This is a genomic window from Adlercreutzia sp. ZJ154, assembly GCF_011039055.1.
In the GTDB taxonomy this organism is placed as follows: domain Bacteria; phylum Actinomycetota; class Coriobacteriia; order Coriobacteriales; family Eggerthellaceae; genus Adlercreutzia_A.
Genome location: NZ_JAAKEF010000001.1, coordinates 31297 through 54523, shown reverse-complemented (window position 1 = coordinate 54523; position 23227 = coordinate 31297). Strand labels below are relative to the sequence as shown.

Genomic DNA, 23227 nt, shown 5'->3' with positions numbered 1-23227 from the left:
ATAGGGATAATATGCTTATAAATAGTGTTATGTGTCCCACTATTAGGACACTTGTAAATATATAAACACTATAGAGACAACCAAGTACGCCACTTATCAATTTCAGATGCGGCTTGGTCTATGCCAGCATTAAGGGAAGCTGTCAATTTCGAAATATCAGTTGTTTTATTTTCGACTTCCATAGATGACGGATAAAACACATATGCGGCACCCGTCTTTTCAAGTTCTTCTATTTCATCACAAACGCGATTATATTCGCGCCAACGTTCAATAGTTCGTTGCGCTACTAAAGGATATCGCCTAAAAACTAGCCGAAACAGCGTTCTGGAAACTGCATCGAGAGGCTTTTTCCTATATTCGTGAGGCTGAGTTCTCACGATGAAAAATTTATCGAACCCATCACGTTTGGCGGCATCAATACATATTCCCCAACTACTGCCTAATCCCCCATCCATATAGATATTGCCATTAAATTCAGTAGGCGGCATAAACAAAGGCATTGTCGAACTGGCGCGCACAGCAAGCATCATTTCTAGCATAGTGGGCATATCTTCTTTTTCAAAGCTGACGGTTTCGCCTGTTTCGCGATTAAAAGCCTCAATGTGCATCTGCGCTGGATTTTTTGTAAACATCTCAAAATCGAACGCCATAGGCTTATCGGTACCGTCTAGCTCTAAAGCCACTCCCTCGTAAAGGTATTTCGAATTGAAGTAGCCTCGTCCGTTCACAACGCCCATCTTATCTACCGCGCGAGGATCAACCACATGGCGGGTAAAAGAATGGTACGCACGCGGCACGTCACGTGATAGGTAATTTGCGCAATGGCTAGAGCCAGCAGATATCCCATATACTTTCGAAAAATTAATATCTGATTCTATAAGCGCACCAACTACACCTGCTGTATAACTAGCGCGCATACCGCCACCTTCAAATATAAGAGCTGTATCTCTAACATTGATTGCCGGTATATCTTTATCTGTTCTTGCGTACTTCATATCAACAGTCTAACTCACATTTCACCGCACGACGAGCAATGTTTTTAATCCGTTGCATACCAGACAGCGTTTACGAACATAACCTTTCTGATTGTACGCATCTAATAGATTTCCTGATAATATAAATAGATACTTCGTAATCAATCACAAAACGAAAGAGCGGTGCTGCTTGTGGGGGCTGTTATTATCGGAAGCGGAAAAGCGCTTCCACGGCTAGAGGTTGCAAATGATGAACTGAAAGCACTTGTTGATACAAACGATGAATGGATAAGTTCTAGAACCGGAATATCAACAAGACACATAGCGGTAGATGAATCTGCTCAAGAGCTTGCCTACGCAGCATCTTGCGCAGCAATGGGAATTGAAAATACAGTTTTCCCACAGACGCACGGCAGCGGATGGTGCGAAAATTCAATAGACCCCAGTAGTATCGATTTGGTTTTATACGCAACCGTTAGTCCAGATGCTATTGTTCCGTCGTGCGCTGCGTTGTTGAAACGCAATTTAGGTCTAACAAATGCGGTTGCTATGGATGTTAATGCTGCATGCACAGGCTTTATTTACAACATGACTGTTGCAGAAGCCATGCTAGCAGCGTCAAATGCCTGCGATAATGTAGTTCGCGTAAATTCTTTTAAGCGTGCACTAGTTGTAGGCGTGGACAGGCTATCTCGCTTAACCGACTGGCAAGATCGCAACACATGCGTGTTGTTTGGCGATGGCGCCGGAGCAGCCGTGCTAGATTGGCAACCGGAAAAAACAGGAATAATGGCAAGCTATATACGCAACGATGACGATATTAAAAATTCTTTAACCTGTGCAAATGCTATTGAGGCTTTACAACCATTCTGTACAGATGGCGTAAATGTTGCTATGGCGGATAAACCAGATGAGTCCATCTTCAGTATCGATCAAATGCTGGGCATATCCGAAGATGTTGCAAACGGAAAAATGCGACAAGTAATAAGAATGGATGGTCGCACTATATTTAAGTTTGCAAGCAATGCAATGACAAATGCTGTTACAACGGTACTTGATAATACAGGGCTTTCTTTAGACGATATTGATTGCATAGTGCCCCATCAAGCAAATGAGCGCATTATTCGCTTCGCAGCCAAAAAACTCGGAATAGAGGAAGATAAATTCCAACTTTCAATCGATCATACCGGAAACACCAGCTCGGCAAGTGTACCTATGGCTTTAGCGGATGCATACACGAACGGACGCATTAAACGAGGAGACAAAGTAATAATAGTTGCATTTGGAGGCGGTCTTACCTCTGGTGCAGTATTGTTCGAAGCCTAAACTCTTAAATGCCCAAAAACAATTATTAGGATGCTTATGCCTTCATTCAATGATATCGGCTTGTCCAAAAATGCACTTATAGCAGTAGATAAACTTGGCTTTGAAAAGCCAACGCCTGTACAATCGAGTGCCATACCGGCAATATTGAACGGCGAAGACATCATTGCCGCCGCAAGTACAGGCACCGGCAAGACCGCCGCATTTCTACTTCCCACAATGAGTTCGCTTCCCAATAAGAAAGATAGTGGACGCGCCCCTAGAATGCTAGTTGTCACCCCTACGCGAGAACTTGCGCAACAAATTTCGAATACAGCCATGGTGATAGGACGCGCAACTGACCAGTTTGTTACAACGCTATACGGCGGAACAAAATACCAAAAGCAAATTCGAGAACTGCGTAACGGCTGCGATGTGGTAATTGCAACCCCCGGACGCTTAAATGATCTTTTAGATCGTGGAGTAGCTTGCCTATCAGATATAGAAGTTCTTGTGCTTGACGAGGCAGACAGAATGTTAGACATGGGTTTTCTGCCAGATGTAACCAGAATAGTGAATGAACTGCCAGACGACAGGCAGACGCTTCTATTTTCGGCAACTATAGATAGCTCTATAAGGCGCAATCTTGGCAACTTGTTAAACAACCCCAAAACGATACAAATTGCGCAAAAAGGACAAACTGCAGCTAGCGTTGAACATTTTATCGTGCCAATAAAACAAAAGAATAAACCCGATTTGCTAATGTCGGTACTAGACGAATTTCATGGGGAAAGAATTATTGTATTTGCGCGCACAAAAGTTCGCGTAGAAGACGTAACAAACTTATTAGAGCGTGCAGATGTAAAAGTAACATGTATTCATTCCGACAAAACACAAGCCGACAGAAGGCGCGCCTTGACTGAGTTTCGAAAAGGCAAGGTTCAGGTAATTGTTGCTACCGATGTCTTAGCGCGAGGAATAGATATTCCAGCTGTTGACTATGTAATTAACTACGACCTGCCCGATATGGCTGAAGATTACATACATCGTATTGGACGCACTGGGCGCGCTGGCGAGACGGGCATGGCGATATCATTTGTAAGCCAAAATTCCACGAAGGCACTAGCCAGTATAGAACGATTGCTTGGACACGATATTCCTATAAAAAAACTGTCGAAATATGAGCCCGATATGCAACTGCTGCAATCGCGGCGGGAAAAGCGGCAAGTATCACACTCGGATAAACGTGCAGCAAATTTTGGCAAAGTGCGCGCGGCGCGCCGAAAAAAGCACAACAAAGAAGAGCAATCCGATTACAACTACGAAGGCTGGGGCGATCTTCGCAACAAAAAGAAGCAAGACTCTAATCACCCGAATAAAAAGCGAAAAAACAGCGGCGACAAAAAAGTGCGCAATAATCGCTCAGGAAAGCCACTTTCTGGGAACAGGAACGACCGACCCAATAACCGCCGCCACAAGAAGAACGAAAACGCTCTTAAGGGGAAAACACAGAAACAAAAGAAGCGTCGCCATTAACGGTTGTCGCATCATAGTACCTAAGACACCAGCCGTACATGCGCATAAACAAAATACCGGATCGGCACCGCTTAGATAAGCAATTCCATAGCCAAGCGATATTCCGCAGAATATCATTGGAAAAAACTTACCACCGCGCCATCCCATATTCAAGCAAAACTGCAAGCAAAACGGTTTGATTAGGGCAGTTACAATTAGAACTAAAGCGCCCATCTCTAACCATATTCCGTCAAGCTCTTCAGCTTGTATTTCGCCAGCAAACATCGTAAAAGGTAAAACAACACCTAAAGCGCCTAATGCAACACCAGCAACCAATGCTTTAACAACCGGCTTGTCTCCAATTTTGCAACTAATCATTTTTGCAAAAGCACCATAACAATGAAACAGCCAACCTACTAAGGCACCAGCTATAGCGCACGGAATAAGAATTGCAATTTCTATCCATCCTATCTCAACATCGCTGTAATGCGGCAGACCGCCCATACCGCCCAACAATAGCCCTAGCCCCATCATGGAGCCTAAAGCACTTGCAATAGCTAGAAGATATATCGCAATCTTGGCAGGTTTTGGAACCTTAATTGTGTCGCCATGCAATTCGCCTTCAGCGTTGCCGAATATAGGAACAGCTAGACCAAAAAGCGGCGCATTGAAAACAGCAGTTATAACAGCAGCAATTCCAACTGACGATAGCTCTTTAAACTCTTTACGCAAGAATTTCAGGCGATCTCCAACCCATGTGCATAGACCAGCAATAACACCAGTAAGACCAGCTTCTGGGCCCAAGCAACCACCAAACAGCAGCGGTACCAAAGCACCTACAAACCCCACGCCAATATTTTGATATTCATATCTTCCATTTGCCTTTACCTCAGCCATAACCTCATCCATTTCCTGAGGCTGTCCGGGCCACTTCTTTTGAAAAAGTCCAACAAGAATGCCTCCAACGGTGCAGACAACAAGCGGCATCCAAAAACCTGTTATGCCTAATGCATTAGGTAAAGTCTCCCATATTAGTTTGATTCCATTATTCATCAGGAAAAAGAATGTCCAGCATACAGCGCCAGCAACAACGCCTAATATAATTGTGACTACTACCAACAACACAAGTTTTTCGATTCTCTCGATCAACTTAGTTCCCCTCCATTAGCGGCATTTGTCTGTTCATTTTAACCTAGCTAGGTATTTCCTGATAAGCATTAGAATTTCACAGTTCTAAAACCATACTAGATATCTATTTAGCCGCAGAGCTTTCTCAATGTTTCCAACGTATTAATTATTGATTTCCAAATGGATTCGGGCAATATAATGCCAACAGTGGATAACGATCTCAAGGAGGGTCGAATTGAATTACACCGAACGTGTTATTGAAATGGTGAAAACGAAGAACCCCGAACAACCTGAATTCATACAGGCAGTTACCGAAGTTCTTCAATCTCTTGAGCCGGTCATTTCGGCACACCCCGAATATGAAAAAGCAGCTCTTCTGGAAAGACTGGTTGAACCAGAGCGCGTAATTATGTTTAGGGTTCCGTGGACCGATGATGAAGGAAACGTACAGGTAAATCGTGGTTTCCGCGTTCAGTTTAACAGCGCTATAGGTCCCTATAAAGGCGGTCTTAGACTACATCCTTCCGTAAACCTTGGAATAATTAAATTCCTTGGCTTTGAGCAAATTTTCAAAAACAGCCTAACTACACTTCCTATGGGTGGCGGCAAAGGCGGCAGCGATTTTGACCCGAAAGGTAAATCCGATATGGAGGTCATGCGTTTCTGCCAATCATTTATGACCGAACTGCAACGACACATTGGTGCCGACACCGACGTTCCCGCAGGTGATATTGGTACAGGAGCCCGCGAGGTTGGCTTCATGTTCGGGCAATACAAGCGCCTGAAAAATGTTTTTGAAGGCGTATTGACTGGCAAAGGGCTTACATTTGGTGGTTCTCTTGCGCGTACCGAAGCAACTGGCTATGGCTTAATTTATATAGTGGAAGAATATCTGCGCTGCGCGGGAGACAGTTTCGAAGGCAAAACTGTTTGCGTATCGGGTTCTGGCAATGTTGCTACTTACGCTACCCAAAAGGCACAGCAATTGGGTGCAACAGTTGTTACTCTAAGCGATTCTACTGGTTGGATACACGATCCCGCAGGAATTGACGTTGAGCTAGTTAAACAAATCAAGGAAGTAGAGCGCGGTCGTATTTCAGAATATGCAAAGCGTAAAAGCGGCGTAGAATATCATGAAGGTCGTGGCGTTTGGAGTATTCCGTGCGATATAGCACTTCCCTGCGCAACTCAAAATGAATTATTCTTGGAAGACGCACAGAAACTTGTTGAGAATGGTGTCAAAGTTGTAGCCGAGGGCGCTAATATGCCTACAACTATTGAAGCTACTGAATTCTTGCAGGATAAAGGCGTAGTATTCTTACCCGGCAAAGCAGCAAACGCCGGTGGCGTTGCTACATCAGGGCTAGAAATGTCACAAAATTCCGAGCGCCTATCTTGGACATTTGAAGAAGTGGATGCGAAGCTAAAGGGTATTATGGTAAGCATCTTCCACGCTGCTGACGATGCCGCAAAGCGCTATGGCTGTGAGGGCAATTATGTTGCTGGTGCCAATATTGCTGGCTTCGAAAAAGTTGCTAATGCAATGATGGCTCAAGGAGTAGTTTAATTGCAGCTAAACTTATAGCGCGTCTATAGAGCGGGCGGAGGCGATGTTGTTGCTAGAGAATAGCACCACACCGGCTTCGCCCGTTTTTGGTGCCTGAACAATAAGCGTATCTCCTTCGCGCGTGCCAGTTACAGAGTATTCTTCAGAATTATCCGTTAATATCACCACATCTATTCCTTCAAGAGACGAAAGAAGCGCCATACGTTTCGTCACGCAAATTATGACATCTGCACCCTTGTCTTTTAGCCCCGCAACTATCTTTTTTAATGCCGGCTTCGTAACGTAAGACTTTGCCCCAAATACACCAATAACTTTATTGCCGGCATGAAGAATTTGCGGTTCAGAATTTAAAATGCTTTGAGTGTCAATAGTTACAACCTCGGCATCTTTTTTCTCGTATAAGTCTCTTACATCAGAAATATACACGCCCGAATAGTCATCAGAATAAATACCGGGATAATACGACATAATCCGAAGACCCATAGTGTCAACTACTATCGGAATATCATCCTGATCTTCCTCGTTATTTGAAGTGTTTTCAGAATCGCTTGGTTCATCTTCACTAGTAGTACCCTGATACACTACAGCGGTGTATCCGCCCATATTGCCTACAGTATCATCTACCATAGTTGCATATACAGTCCAAGTAAGACCGGTGGCAAAATACCCCAACAATATTGCGCCACCCAAAAGGATTAGCACAAAAAAGATAATCAGCCCGACTTTTTCCCGAGTACGGTTCTCCATGAGGAAAGATTATAGACCGGATTGACCCGATTTAGCTACACTATCTGCTGAACTATTGGCACCCTACAATATACGTTTAAGAAATTCACCAGTAAAGCTACCTTCAGTTTGCGCAATCTCTTCAGGAGTGCCGGCTGCGATAATCTTACCGCCTTTATAGCCACCTTCAGGACCCAAATCAACAATATGATCGGCGCATTTTATAACATCAAGATTATGCTCAATAATTAAGACTGTGTTTCCGCCATCTACTAATCTTTGCAATACAACAAGCAATTGACGCACATCCTCAAAATGCAAACCTGTAGTCGGTTCATCAAGGATGTAGAACGTTTTGCCAGTAGAGCGCTTTTGTAATTCGCTAGAAAGCTTCACGCGTTGAGCTTCGCCACCAGATAATGTAGTAGCCGGCTGCCCAAGCCTGATATAACCTAAGCCTACATCATATAAGGTTTGAAGCTTACGTTTAATTCCGGGTATATTCTGAAAAAATGCCAATGCGTCATCTACAGTCATATCTAATATATCCGATATGTTTTTCCCTCGATATGTAACCTCTAGCGTTTCGCGGTTGTATCTCTTACCATCGCAAACTTCGCAAGGAACATAAACATCCGGTAGGAAATGCATCTCAATTTTTATCTGACCATCGCCTTTACAAGCCTCGCATCTGCCCCCGCTAACATTGAACGAAAAACGCCCCGGCGAATATCCCCTAGCCTTTGCCTCTGCTGTAGATGAAAAAAGCGCACGAATATCATCCCAAAGCCCTATGTATGTAGCCGGATTAGATCTTGGAGTTCGCCCAATAGGGCTCTGATCTATGTTGATAACTTTATCCAATTTATCTAACCCAGATATCTTCTTATACGGTCCACATTTGCGGTGCGCGCGATTCAGACGATTTGCCATAGCCGGAGCTAAAGTGTCTGTAATAAGAGAACTCTTGCCCGAACCCGATACACCTGTGATAACCGTTAAAGTACCTAGAGGAATTTCTAACGTAACATCTTGTAAGTTATTTTCGCAAGCCCCTGTTATCTTCAGTGTTCCACGTTTGGGGTTACGTCTTTCCTCTGGCACATCAATAACTTTTCTACCCGATAAATAATCGGCAGTAAGCGAGTTTTTAGCCCTCATAACCTGTTTAGGCGTACCTGATGCGACAACATATCCACCGTGTTCGCCCGCACCCGGTCCCATATCTATCAAAAAGTCGGCTGAGCGCATGGTATCCTCGTCATGTTCAACTACGATAACGGTATTACCTAAATCGCGCAGATGGTTCAAAGTAGATATTAATCTTGCATTATCGCGCTGATGCAACCCAATGGAAGGTTCATCCAAAATATAAAGAACTCCCATTAAGCCCGCACCAATCTGTGTGGCAAGGCGAATTCTTTGCGCTTCTCCACCGGAAAGTGTAGCTGTAGCACGCTCTAAAGTAAGATAGTCTAACCCTACATCAACCAAAAATTGCAACCTTGCAACTATCTCTTTCACAATAGGTGCCGCTATCATTTCATCTTGCCCAGTAAAACTTAAACTCTTGAAAAATTTAAGCGAGTCGGCAGCAGACAAATTGGTTACATCGAAGATAGATTTATCGTTGATAGTTACAGCTAGTATTTCAGGACGTAAACGTTTTCCTTTGCATTCTTCGCACGACACAGTATCAAAATAGACTTCCAATTTTTCGCGCTTTGCATCAGTATCAGCATCGGCATAACGGCGACGTATAACTTCTAGTGCGCCCTCCCACTCTATGAACCAATATGTGTTGCGCCCATCCACCGTTACATAGTCAACACGAATCTTCTGGCTACCTAAGCCATTCATTATTGCCGCCTGAGCTTTTTTGGGCATATCCTCCCATGGCGTATCAGGTGCTACACCCATATGATTAGCAACCGCTTTAAGTATCTGTGGATAGTAATTGCCATTTTTTAATGGAACTACAGCACCTTCTTCCAAAGTAAGTGAAGGATCGGGCACAACTAACGACGGATCGACCTCTTCTCTATTTCCTATGCCATAACAAGCAGGACAAGCACCATATGGCGCATTAAAAGAAAAGTCGCGAGGTTGCAATTCATCCATAGAGAAACCGTGTTCTGGGCAAGCCAAAGCAAGCGAAAAAACATACTCCCCTTCTCCAAGACCACCTTTAGCACCGGAAGAAACGCTAGAATCTCGTACATCTGCGTTAATGTTTTTATCTAGCACCTGAACTAGCACTCGCCCATCAGCTAATTTTGTAGCAGTTTCTACGGCTTGAGCTATGCGACTGCGCGCCGAATCTTTTAAAGTTACTCTGTCCACCACAACATCTATGAAGTGCTTTATTTTCTTATTGAGAGTTATGGGTTCGCCTTCTAAACGTACAACTTCTCCATCAATACGCACGCGCACGAACCCTTCTTTTTGAAGGTCGGTAAAAAGTTTTGTGAATTCACCTTTGCGCCCGGTTACAACGGGAGCCATAATCATAGCGCGTGTATCATCAGAGCCCAATCCCAAAATCTCGTCTGTAACTTGATCGGTGGTTTGACGCTTTATTTCGCGCCCGCAAACAGGACAGTGAGGTATTCCTACACGCGCATAAAGCAAACGAAGATAATCATATATTTCCGTAGTGGTACCCACAGTTGATCTGGGATTACGAGATGTAGTCTTCTGGTCAATAGATACAGCAGGAGAAAGCCCGTCTATCGAATCGATATCAGGTTTGTTCATTTGACCTAAAAACATTCGCGCATAGCTGGAAAGACTTTCAACATATCTACGCTGCCCTTCGGCATACATAGTATCGAAGGCAAGACTAGATTTTCCTGAGCCGGAAAGACCGGTAATGACAACTAATTTATCTCGCGGTATGGTTAAATCTATATTTTTAAGGTTATGCTCACGAGCGCCCTTTATAACTATTTCGCTTTGCGACATTCTTCTCGCTTCCATACAGATCAATGAATCTTACGCGAACATTCTAGCAAAAATACGAAAATTTGTTCGTTAAATTTTGAAGATCTACTTAGAGATATAGAGTTTTTGCGTCTCATATCATGCCGATGCCACCGCTTTGCGTAAGAAATGGCGCAAATGTTAAAGCTACCAGCGCGGCTGCAAATAGCATTTTTGCTTTTCTCTTGCTCATAATATTGCCCGATCGTAAGTAATTTGTCGCTAAGCCTTTTACATATCGGATGATAACGGGATAAATCGCATCCTTATAGCTCAAAGCCACATTGAGTACCTATTGGAAAATTCTTGAAAACGTATCGTTACCGCACCACTTACGCTCGCGGATGAGCCATGCTGTGAATCGACCTTAATCGTTCAGGCGAAACGTGTGTATATATTTGAGTAGTGGACAAATTTGAATGACCCAACATTTCCTGCACGCTGCGCAAATCGGCGCCACCTTCAAGCATATCGGTAGCAAAAGCATGTCTTAACGAATGTGGTGAATACGCACTATCTAAACCAGCAGCAGCTAAAGTACGTTTGAACATACGCCTTATACTGTCGCTAGAATAGCGATTGCCCCTAGAAGATACGAAAAAGAATTCGCAATCTTTAGAACCCAACAACAATGGACGCGCTTGATATAAATAATCATTCATAGCCTGAGCTGCTTTATCATGAATTAAAACAAGGCGTTCTTTAGAGCCTTTGCCAAATACCTTTACTATTCGATTAGGTATATCTGCATCTAAAAGCCTTACTGATGAAGCCTCCGATACGCGCACACCGGAAGCATATATAAACTCCAGAATAGCTTGATCTCGCATTTCGCGTGCCATAGATATTGCATTCAAATCGTCTTGTTGCATGGCGGAGATATGCACATCCAGCAAACGCTCCACATCGGCATCTGTCATAGGCTTGGGGAGTTTATGAGGATTAGCAGGTCCTTGTATGGCAGCTGCGGGATCTTTGTCGGCAAGCTGAGAAGCGCCTAGCCACTTAAAAAACGAACGCAACGCAGAAAGATGCCTGTTAATTGTGGTACGTTCATAGGAGGCAGCGTCTAAATCGGCTAAATATCTTCGCAATTGCCTGTGTTTTACAGATAAAGGATCTATCTGCATACGTTGTGCCCATCTCAAATACCCTAAAAGATCGGCTTTGTAATTGCGGACGGTATGCGAAGATGCACCCCTCTCAAACGAAATAGCTTCACAAAATGCCTCTACTAAAGCATACCCATGCAAATCTTCATCGTTGATACAATCTATATCTTTCAAATTGTGATTCGCCATTTTTAATCACATCAATAGCGCTTAGGAAAAAGATCTAGTCGCTTCAGACAGTCTATATATTCCTCTAAAGCGCATTTCCCTCTTTGCGCATAGGCAGCATAACGTTCGCTTTTATTCCTAATTGGCTCTTGCAATGGCTCCATTATCCCGAAATTAACATGCATGGGTTGATAATTTTTTGTAGAAGGATTAGTTGCATATTCTATAAGCGCTCCAAAAACCGTATGAACGGAAACCTTGGGCAGTTGCACGTTTTTAAGTTGCGCCGAAATAGATATAGCTGCATTTATGCCCGAACGCATCGCCTCGCAATACCCTTCAGTCCCAGCAAGCTGCCCTGCAATATATACGGGTATATCCAAAACATTTGATACATTACCCATCATTTGACCAGTAGAGCGCAGAACTCGAGGTGCATCAACATACGTGTTTCTGTGCATAACGCCATATCGCGCAAATTCAGCGTTTTCCAAACCGGGTATCATGCGGAAAACGCGCTTTTGTTCCGGAAAAGTTAAATTGGTCTGAAAGCCCACAAGATTAAAACTAGAGCCATGAGCATTTTCAGCGCGTAACTGCACCGCCGCCCACGGACGTTTACCCGTAACCGGGTCTGTAAGACCAACTGGTTTCATCGCTCCAAATCGTGGAGCGTCAACCCCTTTTCTGGCTATTTCTTCTATAGGCTGACACGCCTGAAATAAATCGCTAGTTTCAAAATCGCGTTTAACTACTCTATCTGCGCCTATTAAAGCATCGATAAATTCATCGTATTCACTTTTTGTAAATGGGCAGTTCAAATAATCGCCCTGACCATGCTCTTCAACATACCTACTCTGCCTAAATACACGACTATTATCTATAGAGTCAGCCATTACTATAGGAGCCGCAGCATCGTAAAAAGCCAAATGTTCAGAACCGGTTAAAAACTTCAACTTATCAGCCAGCGAATCAGATGTTAAAGGTCCGGTAGCAACAAGTAGAGCATCACATTCGTGTGTCACATCTTCTAATGATGTAACCTCTTGATGCTTTATATCTATACGCGCATTGCTTTCCAACATATTTGTAACTAAGTCGGAAAACATATCTCTATCAACCGCTAAAGCGCCGCCAGCATCAATTTTCGTCTCTAAGGCACAAGCAAATAATCTTGACCCAAGCATATCTAATTCGGTTTTCAGCATTCCAGCTGCTGTATCACTTTTAAAAGACTTGAGCGAATTCGAACATACAAGCTCAGCCATTTTGCCCGTGCGATGTACTGCTGTAGAAACATGTGGACGCATTTCGTATAACTCAACATTTACGCCCATATCTGCCAGCCATAAAGCAGCCTCGCTTCCAGCAAGACCGCCACCAATTATGCGAACTAATCTATTCATGTACATAAATATATCATTGCATACGCCAATGCATAGACAATAAGCACTAACAACTTGTTGCCGGACCATACCTGCCATCAAAATACTGAGCTATTAATCCGTTTCGTGAACATTCGGCAAGCCACAGCATTAATTCAGGCATACTAATATTGTCCCCTGCCTCTCTTGCAACTTGAATCATTTCATCTAAGCTCATTGCCTTAGATTGAACAGAGTCCAATAAATATTTTAAAGAACCTTGCGATTCACTGTCTTTAGGAGCGTCTACTTCATCTTGTTTCAAGCAACCAAATATGGTAAACAGCTGGTCGTAAAACGTATCATCATCCACTATTGGTGTTGCGCCTTGATATATCAATCTATTTGCTCCCAGCGATTGCCTAGAGGTAATAGAACCCGGAACTACAAGTACTTCTCTATTTGCCGCCAATGCTTCATCTGCCGTAGAAAATGTTCCAGACGGAAGTCCTGCCTCCACAATTAAAGTAGCCTTGGCAAGACCAGCTATTAACCTGTTTCTCTCTCGAAAAGTCCACGGCTGGGGAATAAAAGTCCAATCTTGTTCCGATACAACAGCACCACCGCCATCAACAACACGCTGAAACAAATCGAAATTCTCGGGAGGATATACGCAGTCGCAACCACCTCCAAGAAATACAACCGTCTTGCCACCACATTGCAAAGCAGCTTCATGCGAGAAAGTATCACATCCTCTAGCGCCGCCAGATATTATTGATATTCCACGCTCTGATGCCAACTTAGCAAAACGAGTGGCGCATGTCTTTCCATATGGGGTTGCTTTTCTAGCACCAACTATGGCTAGACCCTCCGATAAAGCATCAACAGACCCCACAATAAAAAGTTGCTTAGGGGGTTTTGGTATATTACATAAAGCCTCAGGAAATGCCTTATCTCCTAAATGCAATACGTTTCTCTCCCCTATAAGTTTACGCCTCGCCGCTTCCATACATCATCTGCTCCTAACCCGAAATCCAAAAGCTTCGGCTAGATGTTCACATTTAACGCTTTCGCTTTGCTCTAAATCAGCAATGGTTCTAGATACTTTTAAGCAACTAATCAGCGCCCTACCACTCATAGAATTTGCCTCAGATACCGCCTCAATGAAACTTTTCTCTTCATCTCTCAGACAGCACGACGCTATAACTTCTTGTGGACTGAGCGAGACATTCGCTCCACAGCGCTCGATACCTTCACGCGATTTTCTCCACGATGCAAACTCTTGAGCCTGCATAACGCCTTCACGCAGAGAAGCAGAATCGCTACCTTCATTTGTTTCAAAAATGCTCTTAGATGGAATACGACGCACATCTAGTTGTATATCTATTCGATCTAATAGCGGTCCGCCAATCCTCGCTTGATAAGATCTAATTTGCGGAATTGTACATGTGCATTCACGAGAATCATCACCAAAATAGCCACACGGACACGGATTTGCAGCCGCAATCAGCATGAAGTTAGCAGGGAATTGCACATTGCCATCGGCACGTGTTATGCAAACTTTCCCCGATTCTATCGGCTGACGCAAACCCTGCAAAACAGAAGGCTTAAACTCTGGAAGTTCATCTAAAAACAGCGTGCCACAATGCGCAAGTGACACTTCGCCGGGTCGTATAGGGCTTCCACCCCCCAGCAATCCCGCCATAGTAGCTGAATGATGCGGCTGCCTAAACGGTCGCCTACCCCGAAGAATTGCATCAATACTTTCCTCTGCTACAGAATGTATTGCCGCAGCTTGCAACATTTCTTCCTCCGATAAGGGAGGCATTATTGTAGATATTCTGCTTGCTATCATGGTTTTGCCCGAACCGGGCGGACCGCTCATTAGCAGACCGTGTTTGCCCGCCACAGCTATCTGTGCTGCACGCTTTGCTGCTTCATGACCCGCTACATCCTTAAAATCTAAACTGGTATCACCAATGTAGTTCTGACCTAGCTTTATATAGTGCGACAAACGAAATGGATCACTTTTTGTAAGTTCCCATAGTCCATCAATGTTGTATTGATTCAAATTATCAATAGGCACAATTTCATCTGCGCTACCTACTAAATCGAGCCCTTCTTTATTTGCGCATATACCAAACGCCAACATACCGGCAACTTTTCGCACGCTTCCATCTAAAGAAAGCTCGCCAACAAATAACTTATCGCGCAATATTTCCTTATCTATTTGACCACTAGCAGCCAAAATACCTATTGCTATAGGAAGGTCGAAACCCGAGCCATTCTTCTTGATGTTGCCGGGTGCCAAGTTGACAACTATTTTTGCGCTAGGCATCGCAAAACCACAAGCCTTTATAGCGCCCCTTACTCGTTCTCTAGCTTCCTGAACTGAAGTATCCGCCATTCCGACAATGCTTATTCCCACAACGCCAGAGCCAACCGATACCTCTACGCATACCGGTATTGCCTCTACGCCACGCAGTACAGCGCTATGTAAAAAACAATGCGAATTCATCATATGCCTGCAAATGCGTTTATGTGGTGCCTTATAAGCGCTCTATCTGGAGCAATAGCTACAATAGCCACAACATCAAATCGCACTGATACATCTATATCGGCGTAATTAGCCAAATATGTCATGGCAATTCGCTCATAACGATTGCGTTTCTTTTCATCAATCGCTTCTGAGGGAAACCCATGTTCTAAACCTGACCGCGTTTTAACTTCTACAAATACAATCGTATTCCCATCACGAGCAATTATGTCGGCCTCTCCAAACTTGCATTTCCAATTACGCTCTACTATTTCGTATCCGCGCTTATATAAGAATTTGCTTGCCGCATTTTCGCCGCGCTTGCCAAGCTCTTTATTATGACAATTCGATTTTCGACTCTTACTTTTTGCCGTCTCTCTATGCGTAGATTTCTGAATTGGTTCTTGTTCTAACAAAGCTTGTTGCACTGCTATCGCCTCCTTAATTTCGGTAGAGGAAACGATAGTTTTCATATCTAGCATCTACGTATCAAAAATGCGATATTCATCTACATTGAAAATGAACATGAATAAAACTGCAAGTATGGTTCTGCTCATTCTGGTTTTGAACGCAATGCATATCTAATTGCACAAAAATCTGTGATGAATGCAATTTTGAATGTATAAAAATCTGTCAAAAACCTTGCATAAATCTAGCATGAAACTTACGTAGCTATACAGATTAAAATAATGAAGCTTGAGTAAATTCTCCACAAAACGATACGCGATGTATAGGACTTAACCCTAATTCTCTTATAGCCTGCCGATGCGTTGCCGTTCCGTAGCCTTTATTTTCAGCGAAGCCATACCCCGGGAACTTTTTGTCTAATTCATTCATTAATGAATCGCGCTCAACTTTAGCAATAACAGAAGCTGCCGCAATGGCCGCTATCTTAGAATCGCCTTTTACAATATTTACTTCACGCGCATCTAAGTGAAGAGGATTTCCATCTAATAAAACAATATCAGGTATTACACCTTGTTCTTCAATAGATACAATAGCGCGGTGGAAAGCTGTTTTCAGAGCGGTGGATATCCCGCATTTATCTATCTGCGACGCATCGATAAATTGCACACTCCAAGCTATGGCAGTATCTTTTATTTCTTTTGCAATACGTTCACGTGCGCTCTCGCTAAGCTGTTTAGAATCATTCAAACCCTCAATGCGATTACCGCTGGATAAAACAACAGCGCCAACAGCTAGCGGACCAGCCATAGGTCCACGCCCTACCTCATCTAGCCCAACAGCAACACTAGCCCTTTTGCTAGCCATAATTTCTTGTTGTGTCTCATAAAGGGAACGAAGACGATTGTCCTCGGCAGCAATAGCATCCAGCCGAGCTCGCGCCGAATCAAGTGCACTACGAACACCTTTGCGCGTATCCGCCGCAAGAGATCTTTCAAGAACACTGAATTCCTGTTCATCAGCAACGCGCAACTGCGCTCGTATTTGTTCAACAGTTAGCTGTTCCATAAGAAAAAGGCTCCGTATGGAGCCTTAAAATTACCGGAAAGATTTTTCCTTAATTTTAGCAGCCTTACCAACTTTATCACGCAGGTAGTAAAGCTTCGATCTGCGTACTTTGCCCTTGCGAACAACCTCAATCTTTTCAATCTTCGGTGAATGAACCGGGAATGTACGCTCAACACCTACAGAGAAGCTAATCTTGCGAACCGTAAAAGTCTCTCGGCTGCTTTCACCGTGGCGACGAATAACATCACCCTGAAAGACCTGAATTCTCTCACGATTGCCCTCTGTAATGCGATAGTGAACCTTTACATTATCGCCAGTCTTAAAATCTGGAATATCTTGCTTTATCTGCTGCTGCTCAATTGCGCGAATTACATCCATTTTAAAATCCTAGTTCATATTTCGGGTTACGTTTTAGTATGTGCCGCTACAGACACGATTAGTTAGTATACTGCTGCGAATCTTGGCATGCAAGCATATTTTCGCTCATATGAGTAGCAAAATAGCATAAACGGCAACTCCGGTAACAGCGCTCCACAATAGCGACCGCGTCTTCAATGCCACAACAACCACAAAACATGCCACCAAAAGAGGAATAGCGGCTGGCCATATACCACCATCAAACATCCCGGGCGCAAATAAATCGTTTGCAACAAGTGCAGCAAATGCGGCGGCGGGAATAAGTCCAAGTGAACGTATAGCCCATTCGGGCAGTTCCCTACCTTTTAGCAAAAACAGCGGCAAAGTGCGACATATGAGAATAGTTATGGAACAGCCAATTAGTATTATCCAAAATTCTTCCCAACTCATACGGCGCTCCTTTTTGCAGCTTTATCGCGCAACGCGCAAAAAATCATAGCCACAACTACACCCGCAACCGCACCTATCAAAATAGCAGGACCACTCAGACCAACAAGTTTACAGACATAAACACCAACCATAGCTACAACAGCTGCAACAATATTTGCGGAAGTTAATTTCTGCGTAACAAGCAAGCATATAAATATAGATGTCATAGCGAATGCTGCAATATTAAGAGGAATACCTATTGCACTTCCCAGAAGTACGCCGATAAAGTTTGAAAGAGCCCATGAAGATTGCGAGAATATGTTTACCATAAGCGCACGATCTATAGACCATTCACCCTCTTGAAATTTTGCAGCAGATACACCATAGCTTTCATCAGTAACAGTAGCTGCAAAGAAAAAAGCTAGGCGTTTTGACACATTTGCCGCAAACGGAGCAAAGTAAGCAGAATATAACATCTGTCTAGTGTTCACAAACGACACGCTAGCTATGATAGAAGCCATAGGCGCACCAGCTAAATACATATTTGGAATCATAAATTGACCCGCGCCTGAATAAAAAACTATCGACATCAAAAGTGCCTGAAAAGCATTAAGCCCTATCGAATCACAAAGAATCCCACATGGAATCCCAATAGCAATATAGCCAAGCATTACCGGCATAGCCGCCTGCAAAGATTGACGGATATGTTCCCTATTCATCATATTTACTTAGTTGTTATAAGATTTCCTATATCAGACGGAGCGAATACACCATTCTCCGTTATTATGGCGCTAATTAAACTAGCCGGTGTTACATCGAAAGCTGGATTCAACACATCAACTCCCGCAATGGGTTTATTTATAACTTCCCGCGAATCCCGCTGTTCTATTTCAATACTTGTGCCGCTTATCGCCTTTGGATCAAATGAAGAAAGTGGAGCAGCAACATAAAATGGAATACCAAAATGCTTAGCTAAAATTGCTACACCTAAAGTACCTATCTTATTTGCTACATCACCGTTACGCGCAATACGATCGGCACCAACTATAACAGCGTCTATGAAGCCTTGCGCCATTACATAAGCAGCCATATTGTCGCATATAAGAGTAACCGGAATGCCAGCCCTAGATAGCTCCCACGATGTAAGGCGCGCGCCCTGACCTACAGGACGTGTCTCGTCGGCAAAAACTCGGCGCACCTTACCTTGCTCATGCGCTGTATATACAACCCCAAGCGCCGTACCATAAAAAGCAGTTGCCAAACTTCCCGCATTGCAATGTGTCAATATATTGCTGCTAGGTTTTATAAGTTTCGCACCAGCTTTCCCAATAGCTCGACATGTTGCCTCGTCGCTAGCTATAAGCTGACACACATACTTACATAATGCATTAAGTATATCGACGGGTTTATAATCATCCGCCAAACATTCATTCATAATTGAAAGCGCACCATCAACTTCATGTCTCAAATTTACAGCTGTAGGTCGCGCCTCTGCAATCATGTTTCCCGTAAATTCCATACTTAGCTTATATAGCTGCGGGTCAAACGATTGCTCGTCTATTACAAATACCCTGTCGAAATCAGCTGCGTCCTGCCTAAATGTATCTTCACTTGCATAACAAAATTCAGAGGCACGCAAGGCTACAGCCGCAGCACCAGCAATACCTATAGCAGGTGCCCCGCGCACTACAAGCTGTTTTATGGCATTAATGACTTGACGCCAATCGGACGTACAAAAATACGACTCATCATAAGGCAATTTCGTCTGATCTAACATAACCACAATGGGAACCCCGTAGGGAACATGGTTATCAGACACGAATGCGGCAACTGCCGAAGCAGTCGCCGCATCTATATTTTCAAGATCGTCCTGCCCCACACGCACAAGGCGAATGGTTTTTGGAAGGTCTAAAGCGGTCAATTAGTCTTCCTTAATTGATGCCTGTGCCGCTGCCAGACGTGCTACCGGCACGCGATATGGTGAGCAGCTTACATAATCAACTCCTATGCGGTTGAATGTATGTATAGAGTCAGGATCGCCACCGTGCTCGCCACAAACGCCGCAAACTATATCGGGATTGCCCTCGTGTCCAAGTTCAACACCCATACCAACTAGCTTCGCAACTCCGCCTTCATCAACAGTAGCAAACGGATTTACCGGCAACAGATGCTCAGACAGGTATGTAGGTATGAACTCACCTTCCACATCGTCGCGACTGAAGCCGAATGTGGTCTGCGTAAGATCGTTGGTGCCAAACGAGAAGAAGTCTGCCTTGGTAGCTATTTCGTCAGCAGTAAGTGCTGCACGCGGCAACTCTATCATGGTTCCAATAGGAATCTCTAATTCAACGCCGGCTTCCTGCGCTACTTCAGCTATAACGCCTTCAGCCTTACCACGCATTAAAGATAGCTCATTTACAGTAGATACCAGCGGAATCATAATCTCTGGTTTAGGATCTAAGCCTTCTTTCTTCAGCTTAGCCATAGCCGACGCTATAGCGCGTATCTGCAGCTCAGGCAGTTGCGGATACATTATGCCTAAGCGAACACCACGCATACCAAGCATCGGGTTCTGCTCAACAAAACCATCAATCTTCTCTAGCAATTCGCGCTTTTCAGCCAAGTCGGAAGCGGATGCCCCGCCCGCCTCTAAGCGAGCTATCTCAACCTCTAGTTCACGTGGATTATCCAAGAATTCATGCAGTGGCGGGTCAAGCAGGCGAACAATCATCGGCAGACCATCCATCGCCTTTAGCATTTCATAGAAGTCACCAACTTGCACCTCATATAATTGCTCTGCAGCGCGCTCACGGTTAAGTTCATCATCATTAAGAATATAAGTCTGAATTATTTGCTTGCGATCGCCCAAGAACATATGCTCGGTACGGCAAAGACCAATTCCTTGCGCACCAAACTCGCGCGAAAGTTTTGCATCCTCTGGATTATCAGCATTAGCGCGCACACCCAGACGACGGAATTCGTCAGCCCACTCAAGAATAGTATCAAGATCGCCCGTCAGTTCAGGCTTAACCAGATCTACTGCACCTAACACCACAATGCCAGTTGTACCATCGAGCGAAATCAGATCGCCTTCGCGTATTACCAAATCGCTACCAGCAATTTGCGCTTCTTTCTTCTCGGCATCAATCTTGAGTGCCTCAACACCGCATACACAAGGAACACCCATGCCACGCGCGATAACTGCAGCGTGCGAGGTTTTACCACCATGCGAAGTTAGAATGCCCTCAGCAGCTATCATGCCAGCAAGGTCGTCCGGGTTGGTTTCCCAACGCACAAGCACGCATTTACGCCCAGCTTCTTTGGCAGCAACAACATCAGCTGCACTAAACATTGCCTCACCAACAGCGGCACCGGGGCTAGCATTTAAGCCGCGCGCCACAACATCATATTTCGCATTCTTGTCAAACTGCGGATGCAGAAGTTGATCGAGCTGTTCGGGTTCAACACGCATAACAGCCTCGCGCTTATCAATCAAGCCCTCTTCAACCATCTGGATAGCAATATGAAGCGCAGCAGCAGCAGTACGCTTACCTGCGCGTGTTTGAAGCATCCAAAGTTTACCTTGCTCAATAGTGAATTCGATATCGCACATATCACGGAAATGGTTTTCAAGAATAACAAAGATATCTTCAAGCTGCTTACCAGCCTCTTCAAGACCATCCACATTCTTCAACTCAGCAATAGGACTTGTGTTGCGAATGCCAGCAACAACGTCTTCGCCCTGAGCATTTACCAAGTAGTCGCCGTAAAATTCTTTTTCACCGTTTGCGGGATTGCGTGTAAATGCCACGCCTGTAGCAGACGTATTTCCTTTATTGCCGAAAACCATTGACTGTACATTAACAGCGGTGCCCAAATCGTCCGCAATCTTGTTCTTCTTACGATAAAGAACCGCACGCGGGTTATTCCAGCTGCCGAACACAGCTTCAATTGCCAGTTGCAGTTGAATCATCGGATCTTGCGGGAACTGCACAGTGCCGTCTACCACAAGCGTCGGGTAATCTTCAGCAGAAACATTCTGGCTAAATATGCCTTTGAATACATCTACAAGTTCCTGTAAGTCTTCAGCGACAAGATCGGTATCACTAGATACGCCTCTGTCGTTTTTCATGGCAATAATGGCATTTTCAAAAAGATCGCCATCTAATCCCATAACAACATTGCTGAACATCTGAATAAAACGCCTATAAGAGTCCCACGCAAAACGGGGATTTTCAGTCTGTGCAATCAGACCATTTATGGATTCATCGTTCAGACCCAGATTCAACACAGTATCCATCATGCCGGGCATGCTCATAGGAGCGCCAGAGCGAACTGACACCAACAGCGGATCTTTTGCATCCCCAATCTTTTTGCCCATGCGCTCTTCCAGATCGGCTCTGTACTCGGCTATGGTATCAAGCGCACCTTCAGGCCATACATTACCTGCATTGGCATATTCCATACAGGTCTGGCAGGTTATGGTGAAGCCCGGCGGAACCGGCAGCCCAATGTTAGCCATCTCAGCCAAATTAGCACCTTTGCCACCGAGGATTGCCTTCATATCGGTATTACCCTCGGTAACATTTTTACCATTCGCGTCGTTTCCAAATGCGTAGACGCGCTTCACAGAATCAGACACCTTGCTCTCCTTACTTGATAGCCTTTGCCATCTGTGCCACGGGGCTTTTGCCACCGCGCTTAACTCATGATATCAGCGGGCGCAGGATGATTGCGCAGGTAGTGGCTTAGAATCTCTTGAGCGGCTTCCTCAACGGCGCGTTTGTCAGTGCGTACCACTATACAACCTAAACGCCGCATTAACTCGCGAGCCTTTTCTAAGTCGTTATAGATGTATTCCATATCCGCATATTCGCTTGCAACACTTTTAGCATTTCCTAGACGGCGAATGCGAATATCGGCAAGCACCTCAGGACTTGTCATTAGTCCAAAAAGGCGCGTTTTATCCACATCGAAAATTTCTTTTGGAGGCTCGGTGTTTGGGTCTAGCGGTACGTTCGCTATGCGATATCCATGCTGCGCCAAATAGATTGAAAGCGGCGTTTTGGACGCACGCGACACACCTAAAAGTACCATGTCGGCTTTTGTTAAATCTTGCGGATTTCGCCCATCATCATGTTCTATAGTGAACTCAAGTGCGTCCACTCGCTTAAAGTAATTAATATCTGCCACACGCAGAGCGCCGGGGCTACATTTAGGATCAAGACCGCTAACTTGCGATATAGCCTCTATAGGGGCAGTAAGCAAATCTACGCCGTATATATTATCTCTACCCTGTATCCATTCTGAAACTTCATCGCGCATTTCGCGGTGAACAAGCGTGTAAAACACCAGCAATTTATTGTCGCCTAGCTGTTCAACGTGATAGCGCACATGTTCTTCAAGATGGTCGCGAATTTGCTCAAAAGAAGTAACCTTGCCTAAAACCTCCACCTTGGGGTTAGTTACTCCAAATTGAGCAGCGGCAGCTTGCGCCATTGTACGCGCTGTTTCGCCTACAGAATCGGATACGACATGGATTGTGGGAAAGCCCTTAACAACCGAAGAGCCTTCCCCTAAAAAGCCATTCATAA

At 44.4% G+C, this 23227-nt stretch carries 19 protein-coding genes; 3 read left to right on the top strand and 16 right to left on the bottom strand.

Annotation, left to right across the window (positions count from 1 at the left end; genetic code table 11):
- Positions 1 to 68: 68 nt before the first annotated feature.
- Positions 69 to 995, bottom strand: a complete 927-nt coding sequence (locus G7Y37_RS00245) for a patatin family protein (RefSeq protein WP_165060029.1) — start codon at positions 993 to 995, stop codon at positions 69 to 71.
- 171 nt (positions 996 to 1166) lie between these two features.
- On the opposite strand from G7Y37_RS00245, the gene G7Y37_RS00240 reads away from it, so the two are divergent.
- Positions 1167 to 2300 (top strand): 3-oxoacyl-ACP synthase III family protein, encoded by a 1134-nt coding sequence (locus tag G7Y37_RS00240; protein WP_165060451.1) that lies wholly within the window; start codon positions 1167 to 1169, stop codon positions 2298 to 2300.
- A gap of 36 nt (positions 2301 to 2336) precedes the next feature.
- Positions 2337 to 3812, top strand: a complete 1476-nt coding sequence (locus G7Y37_RS00235) for a DEAD/DEAH box helicase (RefSeq protein ID WP_165060026.1) — start codon at positions 2337 to 2339, stop codon at positions 3810 to 3812.
- Here the strand turns inward: G7Y37_RS00235 and G7Y37_RS00230 are convergent.
- Positions 3699 to 4940, bottom strand: coding sequence for a chloride channel protein (locus G7Y37_RS00230; RefSeq protein WP_241155930.1), 1242 nt, complete (start codon positions 4938 to 4940; stop codon positions 3699 to 3701). The genes G7Y37_RS00235 and G7Y37_RS00230 overlap by 114 nt on opposite strands.
- 214 nt (positions 4941 to 5154) lie before the next feature.
- On the opposite strand from G7Y37_RS00230, the gene gdhA reads away from it, so the two are divergent.
- Positions 5155 to 6486 carry an NADP-specific glutamate dehydrogenase gene (gene gdhA / locus G7Y37_RS00225; protein WP_165060023.1) on the top strand — a complete coding sequence of 444 codons (1332 nt, stop codon included), beginning with the start codon at positions 5155 to 5157 and terminating at the stop codon, positions 6484 to 6486.
- 12 nt (positions 6487 to 6498) lie between these two features.
- On the opposite strand, the gene G7Y37_RS00220 is transcribed toward gdhA, so the two are convergent.
- The 14 genes from G7Y37_RS00220 to G7Y37_RS00155 form a co-directional block, all read right to left on the bottom strand.
- Positions 6499 to 7161 carry a hypothetical protein gene (locus G7Y37_RS00220; protein ID WP_165060020.1) on the bottom strand — a complete coding sequence of 221 codons (663 nt, stop codon included), beginning with the start codon at positions 7159 to 7161 and terminating at the stop codon, positions 6499 to 6501.
- Positions 7162 to 7296: 135 nt separating this feature from the next.
- Complete coding sequence (uvrA, locus tag G7Y37_RS00215; protein ID WP_165060018.1) at positions 7297 to 10176, bottom strand: excinuclease ABC subunit UvrA; 2880 nt, start codon at positions 10174 to 10176, stop codon at positions 7297 to 7299.
- 350 nt (positions 10177 to 10526) lie between these two features.
- Positions 10527 to 11480 carry a tyrosine recombinase XerC gene (locus G7Y37_RS00210; protein WP_241155929.1) on the bottom strand — a complete coding sequence of 318 codons (954 nt, stop codon included), beginning with the start codon at positions 11478 to 11480 and terminating at the stop codon, positions 10527 to 10529.
- Positions 11481 to 11506: 26 nt separating this feature from the next.
- Positions 11507 to 12886, bottom strand: coding sequence for a methylenetetrahydrofolate--tRNA-(uracil(54)-C(5))-methyltransferase (FADH(2)-oxidizing) TrmFO (gene trmFO / locus G7Y37_RS00205; protein WP_370514587.1), 1380 nt, complete (start codon positions 12884 to 12886; stop codon positions 11507 to 11509).
- 40 nt (positions 12887 to 12926) lie between these two features.
- The gene (gene dprA / locus G7Y37_RS00200) at positions 12927 to 13847 is read right to left on the bottom strand and encodes a DNA-processing protein DprA (RefSeq protein ID WP_165060013.1); all 921 of its coding nucleotides are present in this window, start codon (positions 13845 to 13847) and stop codon (positions 12927 to 12929) included.
- 3 nt (positions 13848 to 13850) lie between these two features.
- Positions 13851 to 15356 carry a YifB family Mg chelatase-like AAA ATPase gene (locus G7Y37_RS00195; protein ID WP_165060443.1) on the bottom strand — a complete coding sequence of 502 codons (1506 nt, stop codon included), beginning with the start codon at positions 15354 to 15356 and terminating at the stop codon, positions 13851 to 13853.
- Entirely contained in the window at positions 15356 to 15847 is a 492-nt protein-coding gene (locus G7Y37_RS00190; protein WP_241155928.1) for a YraN family protein, read from the bottom strand. The genes G7Y37_RS00195 and G7Y37_RS00190 overlap by 1 nt, the downstream gene beginning before the upstream one ends.
- Before the next feature lie 208 nt (positions 15848 to 16055).
- Positions 16056 to 16847: a ribonuclease HII gene (locus G7Y37_RS00185; protein ID WP_165060007.1), complete on the bottom strand. Its 792-nt coding sequence runs from the start codon at positions 16845 to 16847 to the stop codon at positions 16056 to 16058.
- A 30-nt stretch (positions 16848 to 16877) separates the two neighbouring features.
- Positions 16878 to 17225: a 50S ribosomal protein L19 gene (gene rplS / locus G7Y37_RS00180; RefSeq protein ID WP_165060004.1), complete on the bottom strand. Its 348-nt coding sequence runs from the start codon at positions 17223 to 17225 to the stop codon at positions 16878 to 16880.
- A gap of 105 nt (positions 17226 to 17330) precedes the next feature.
- Positions 17331 to 17654, bottom strand: coding sequence for an AzlD domain-containing protein (locus G7Y37_RS00175; RefSeq protein ID WP_165060001.1), 324 nt, complete (start codon positions 17652 to 17654; stop codon positions 17331 to 17333).
- Positions 17651 to 18352, bottom strand: a complete 702-nt coding sequence (locus G7Y37_RS00170; protein WP_241155927.1) for an AzlC family ABC transporter permease — start codon at positions 18350 to 18352, stop codon at positions 17651 to 17653. Before G7Y37_RS00170 ends, G7Y37_RS00175 begins: the two co-directional genes overlap by 4 nt.
- 5 nt (positions 18353 to 18357) lie before the next feature.
- The gene (gene mtnA, locus G7Y37_RS00165) at positions 18358 to 19554 is read right to left on the bottom strand and encodes an S-methyl-5-thioribose-1-phosphate isomerase (RefSeq protein WP_241155926.1); all 1197 of its coding nucleotides are present in this window, start codon (positions 19552 to 19554) and stop codon (positions 18358 to 18360) included.
- On the bottom strand, positions 19555 to 22275 hold the full coding sequence (gene ppdK / locus G7Y37_RS00160) for a pyruvate, phosphate dikinase (RefSeq protein WP_165059996.1): 2721 nt from the start codon (positions 22273 to 22275) through the stop codon (positions 19555 to 19557).
- Between the two features lie 59 nt (positions 22276 to 22334).
- Positions 22335 to 23225 (bottom strand): pyruvate, water dikinase regulatory protein, encoded by an 891-nt coding sequence (locus tag G7Y37_RS00155; RefSeq protein WP_165059993.1) that lies wholly within the window; start codon positions 23223 to 23225, stop codon positions 22335 to 22337.
- Positions 23226 to 23227 lie beyond the last annotated feature (2 nt).

Excerpts from the sequence above, each read along its gene's own strand:
- G7Y37_RS00245 (WP_165060029.1), bottom strand. The coding sequence starts at position 995 with ATGAAGTACGCAAGAACAGATAAAGATATACCGGCAATCAATGTTAGA.
- G7Y37_RS00235 (WP_165060026.1), top strand. The coding sequence starts at position 2,337 with ATGCCTTCATTCAATGATATCGGCTTGTCCAAAAATGCACTTATAGCA.
- uvrA (WP_165060018.1), bottom strand. The coding sequence starts at position 10,176 with ATGTCGCAAAGCGAAATAGTTATAAAGGGCGCTCGTGAGCATAACCTT.
- trmFO (WP_370514587.1), bottom strand. The coding sequence starts at position 12,886 with ATGTACATGAATAGATTAGTTCGCATAATTGGTGGCGGTCTTGCTGGA.
- dprA (WP_165060013.1), bottom strand. The coding sequence starts at position 13,847 with ATGGAAGCGGCGAGGCGTAAACTTATAGGGGAGAGAAACGTATTGCAT.
- G7Y37_RS00195 (WP_165060443.1), bottom strand. The coding sequence starts at position 15,356 with ATGAATTCGCATTGTTTTTTACATAGCGCTGTACTGCGTGGCGTAGAG.
- G7Y37_RS00190 (WP_241155928.1), bottom strand. The coding sequence starts at position 15,847 with ATGAAAACTATCGTTTCCTCTACCGAAATTAAGGAGGCGATAGCAGTG.
- G7Y37_RS00185 (WP_165060007.1), bottom strand. The coding sequence starts at position 16,847 with ATGGAACAGCTAACTGTTGAACAAATACGAGCGCAGTTGCGCGTTGCT.
- rplS (WP_165060004.1), bottom strand. The coding sequence starts at position 17,225 with ATGGATGTAATTCGCGCAATTGAGCAGCAGCAGATAAAGCAAGATATT.
- G7Y37_RS00175 (WP_165060001.1), bottom strand. The coding sequence starts at position 17,654 with ATGAGTTGGGAAGAATTTTGGATAATACTAATTGGCTGTTCCATAACT.
- G7Y37_RS00170 (WP_241155927.1), bottom strand. The coding sequence starts at position 18,352 with ATGAATAGGGAACATATCCGTCAATCTTTGCAGGCGGCTATGCCGGTA.
- G7Y37_RS00155 (WP_165059993.1), bottom strand. The coding sequence starts at position 23,225 with ATGAATGGCTTTTTAGGGGAAGGCTCTTCGGTTGTTAAGGGCTTTCCC.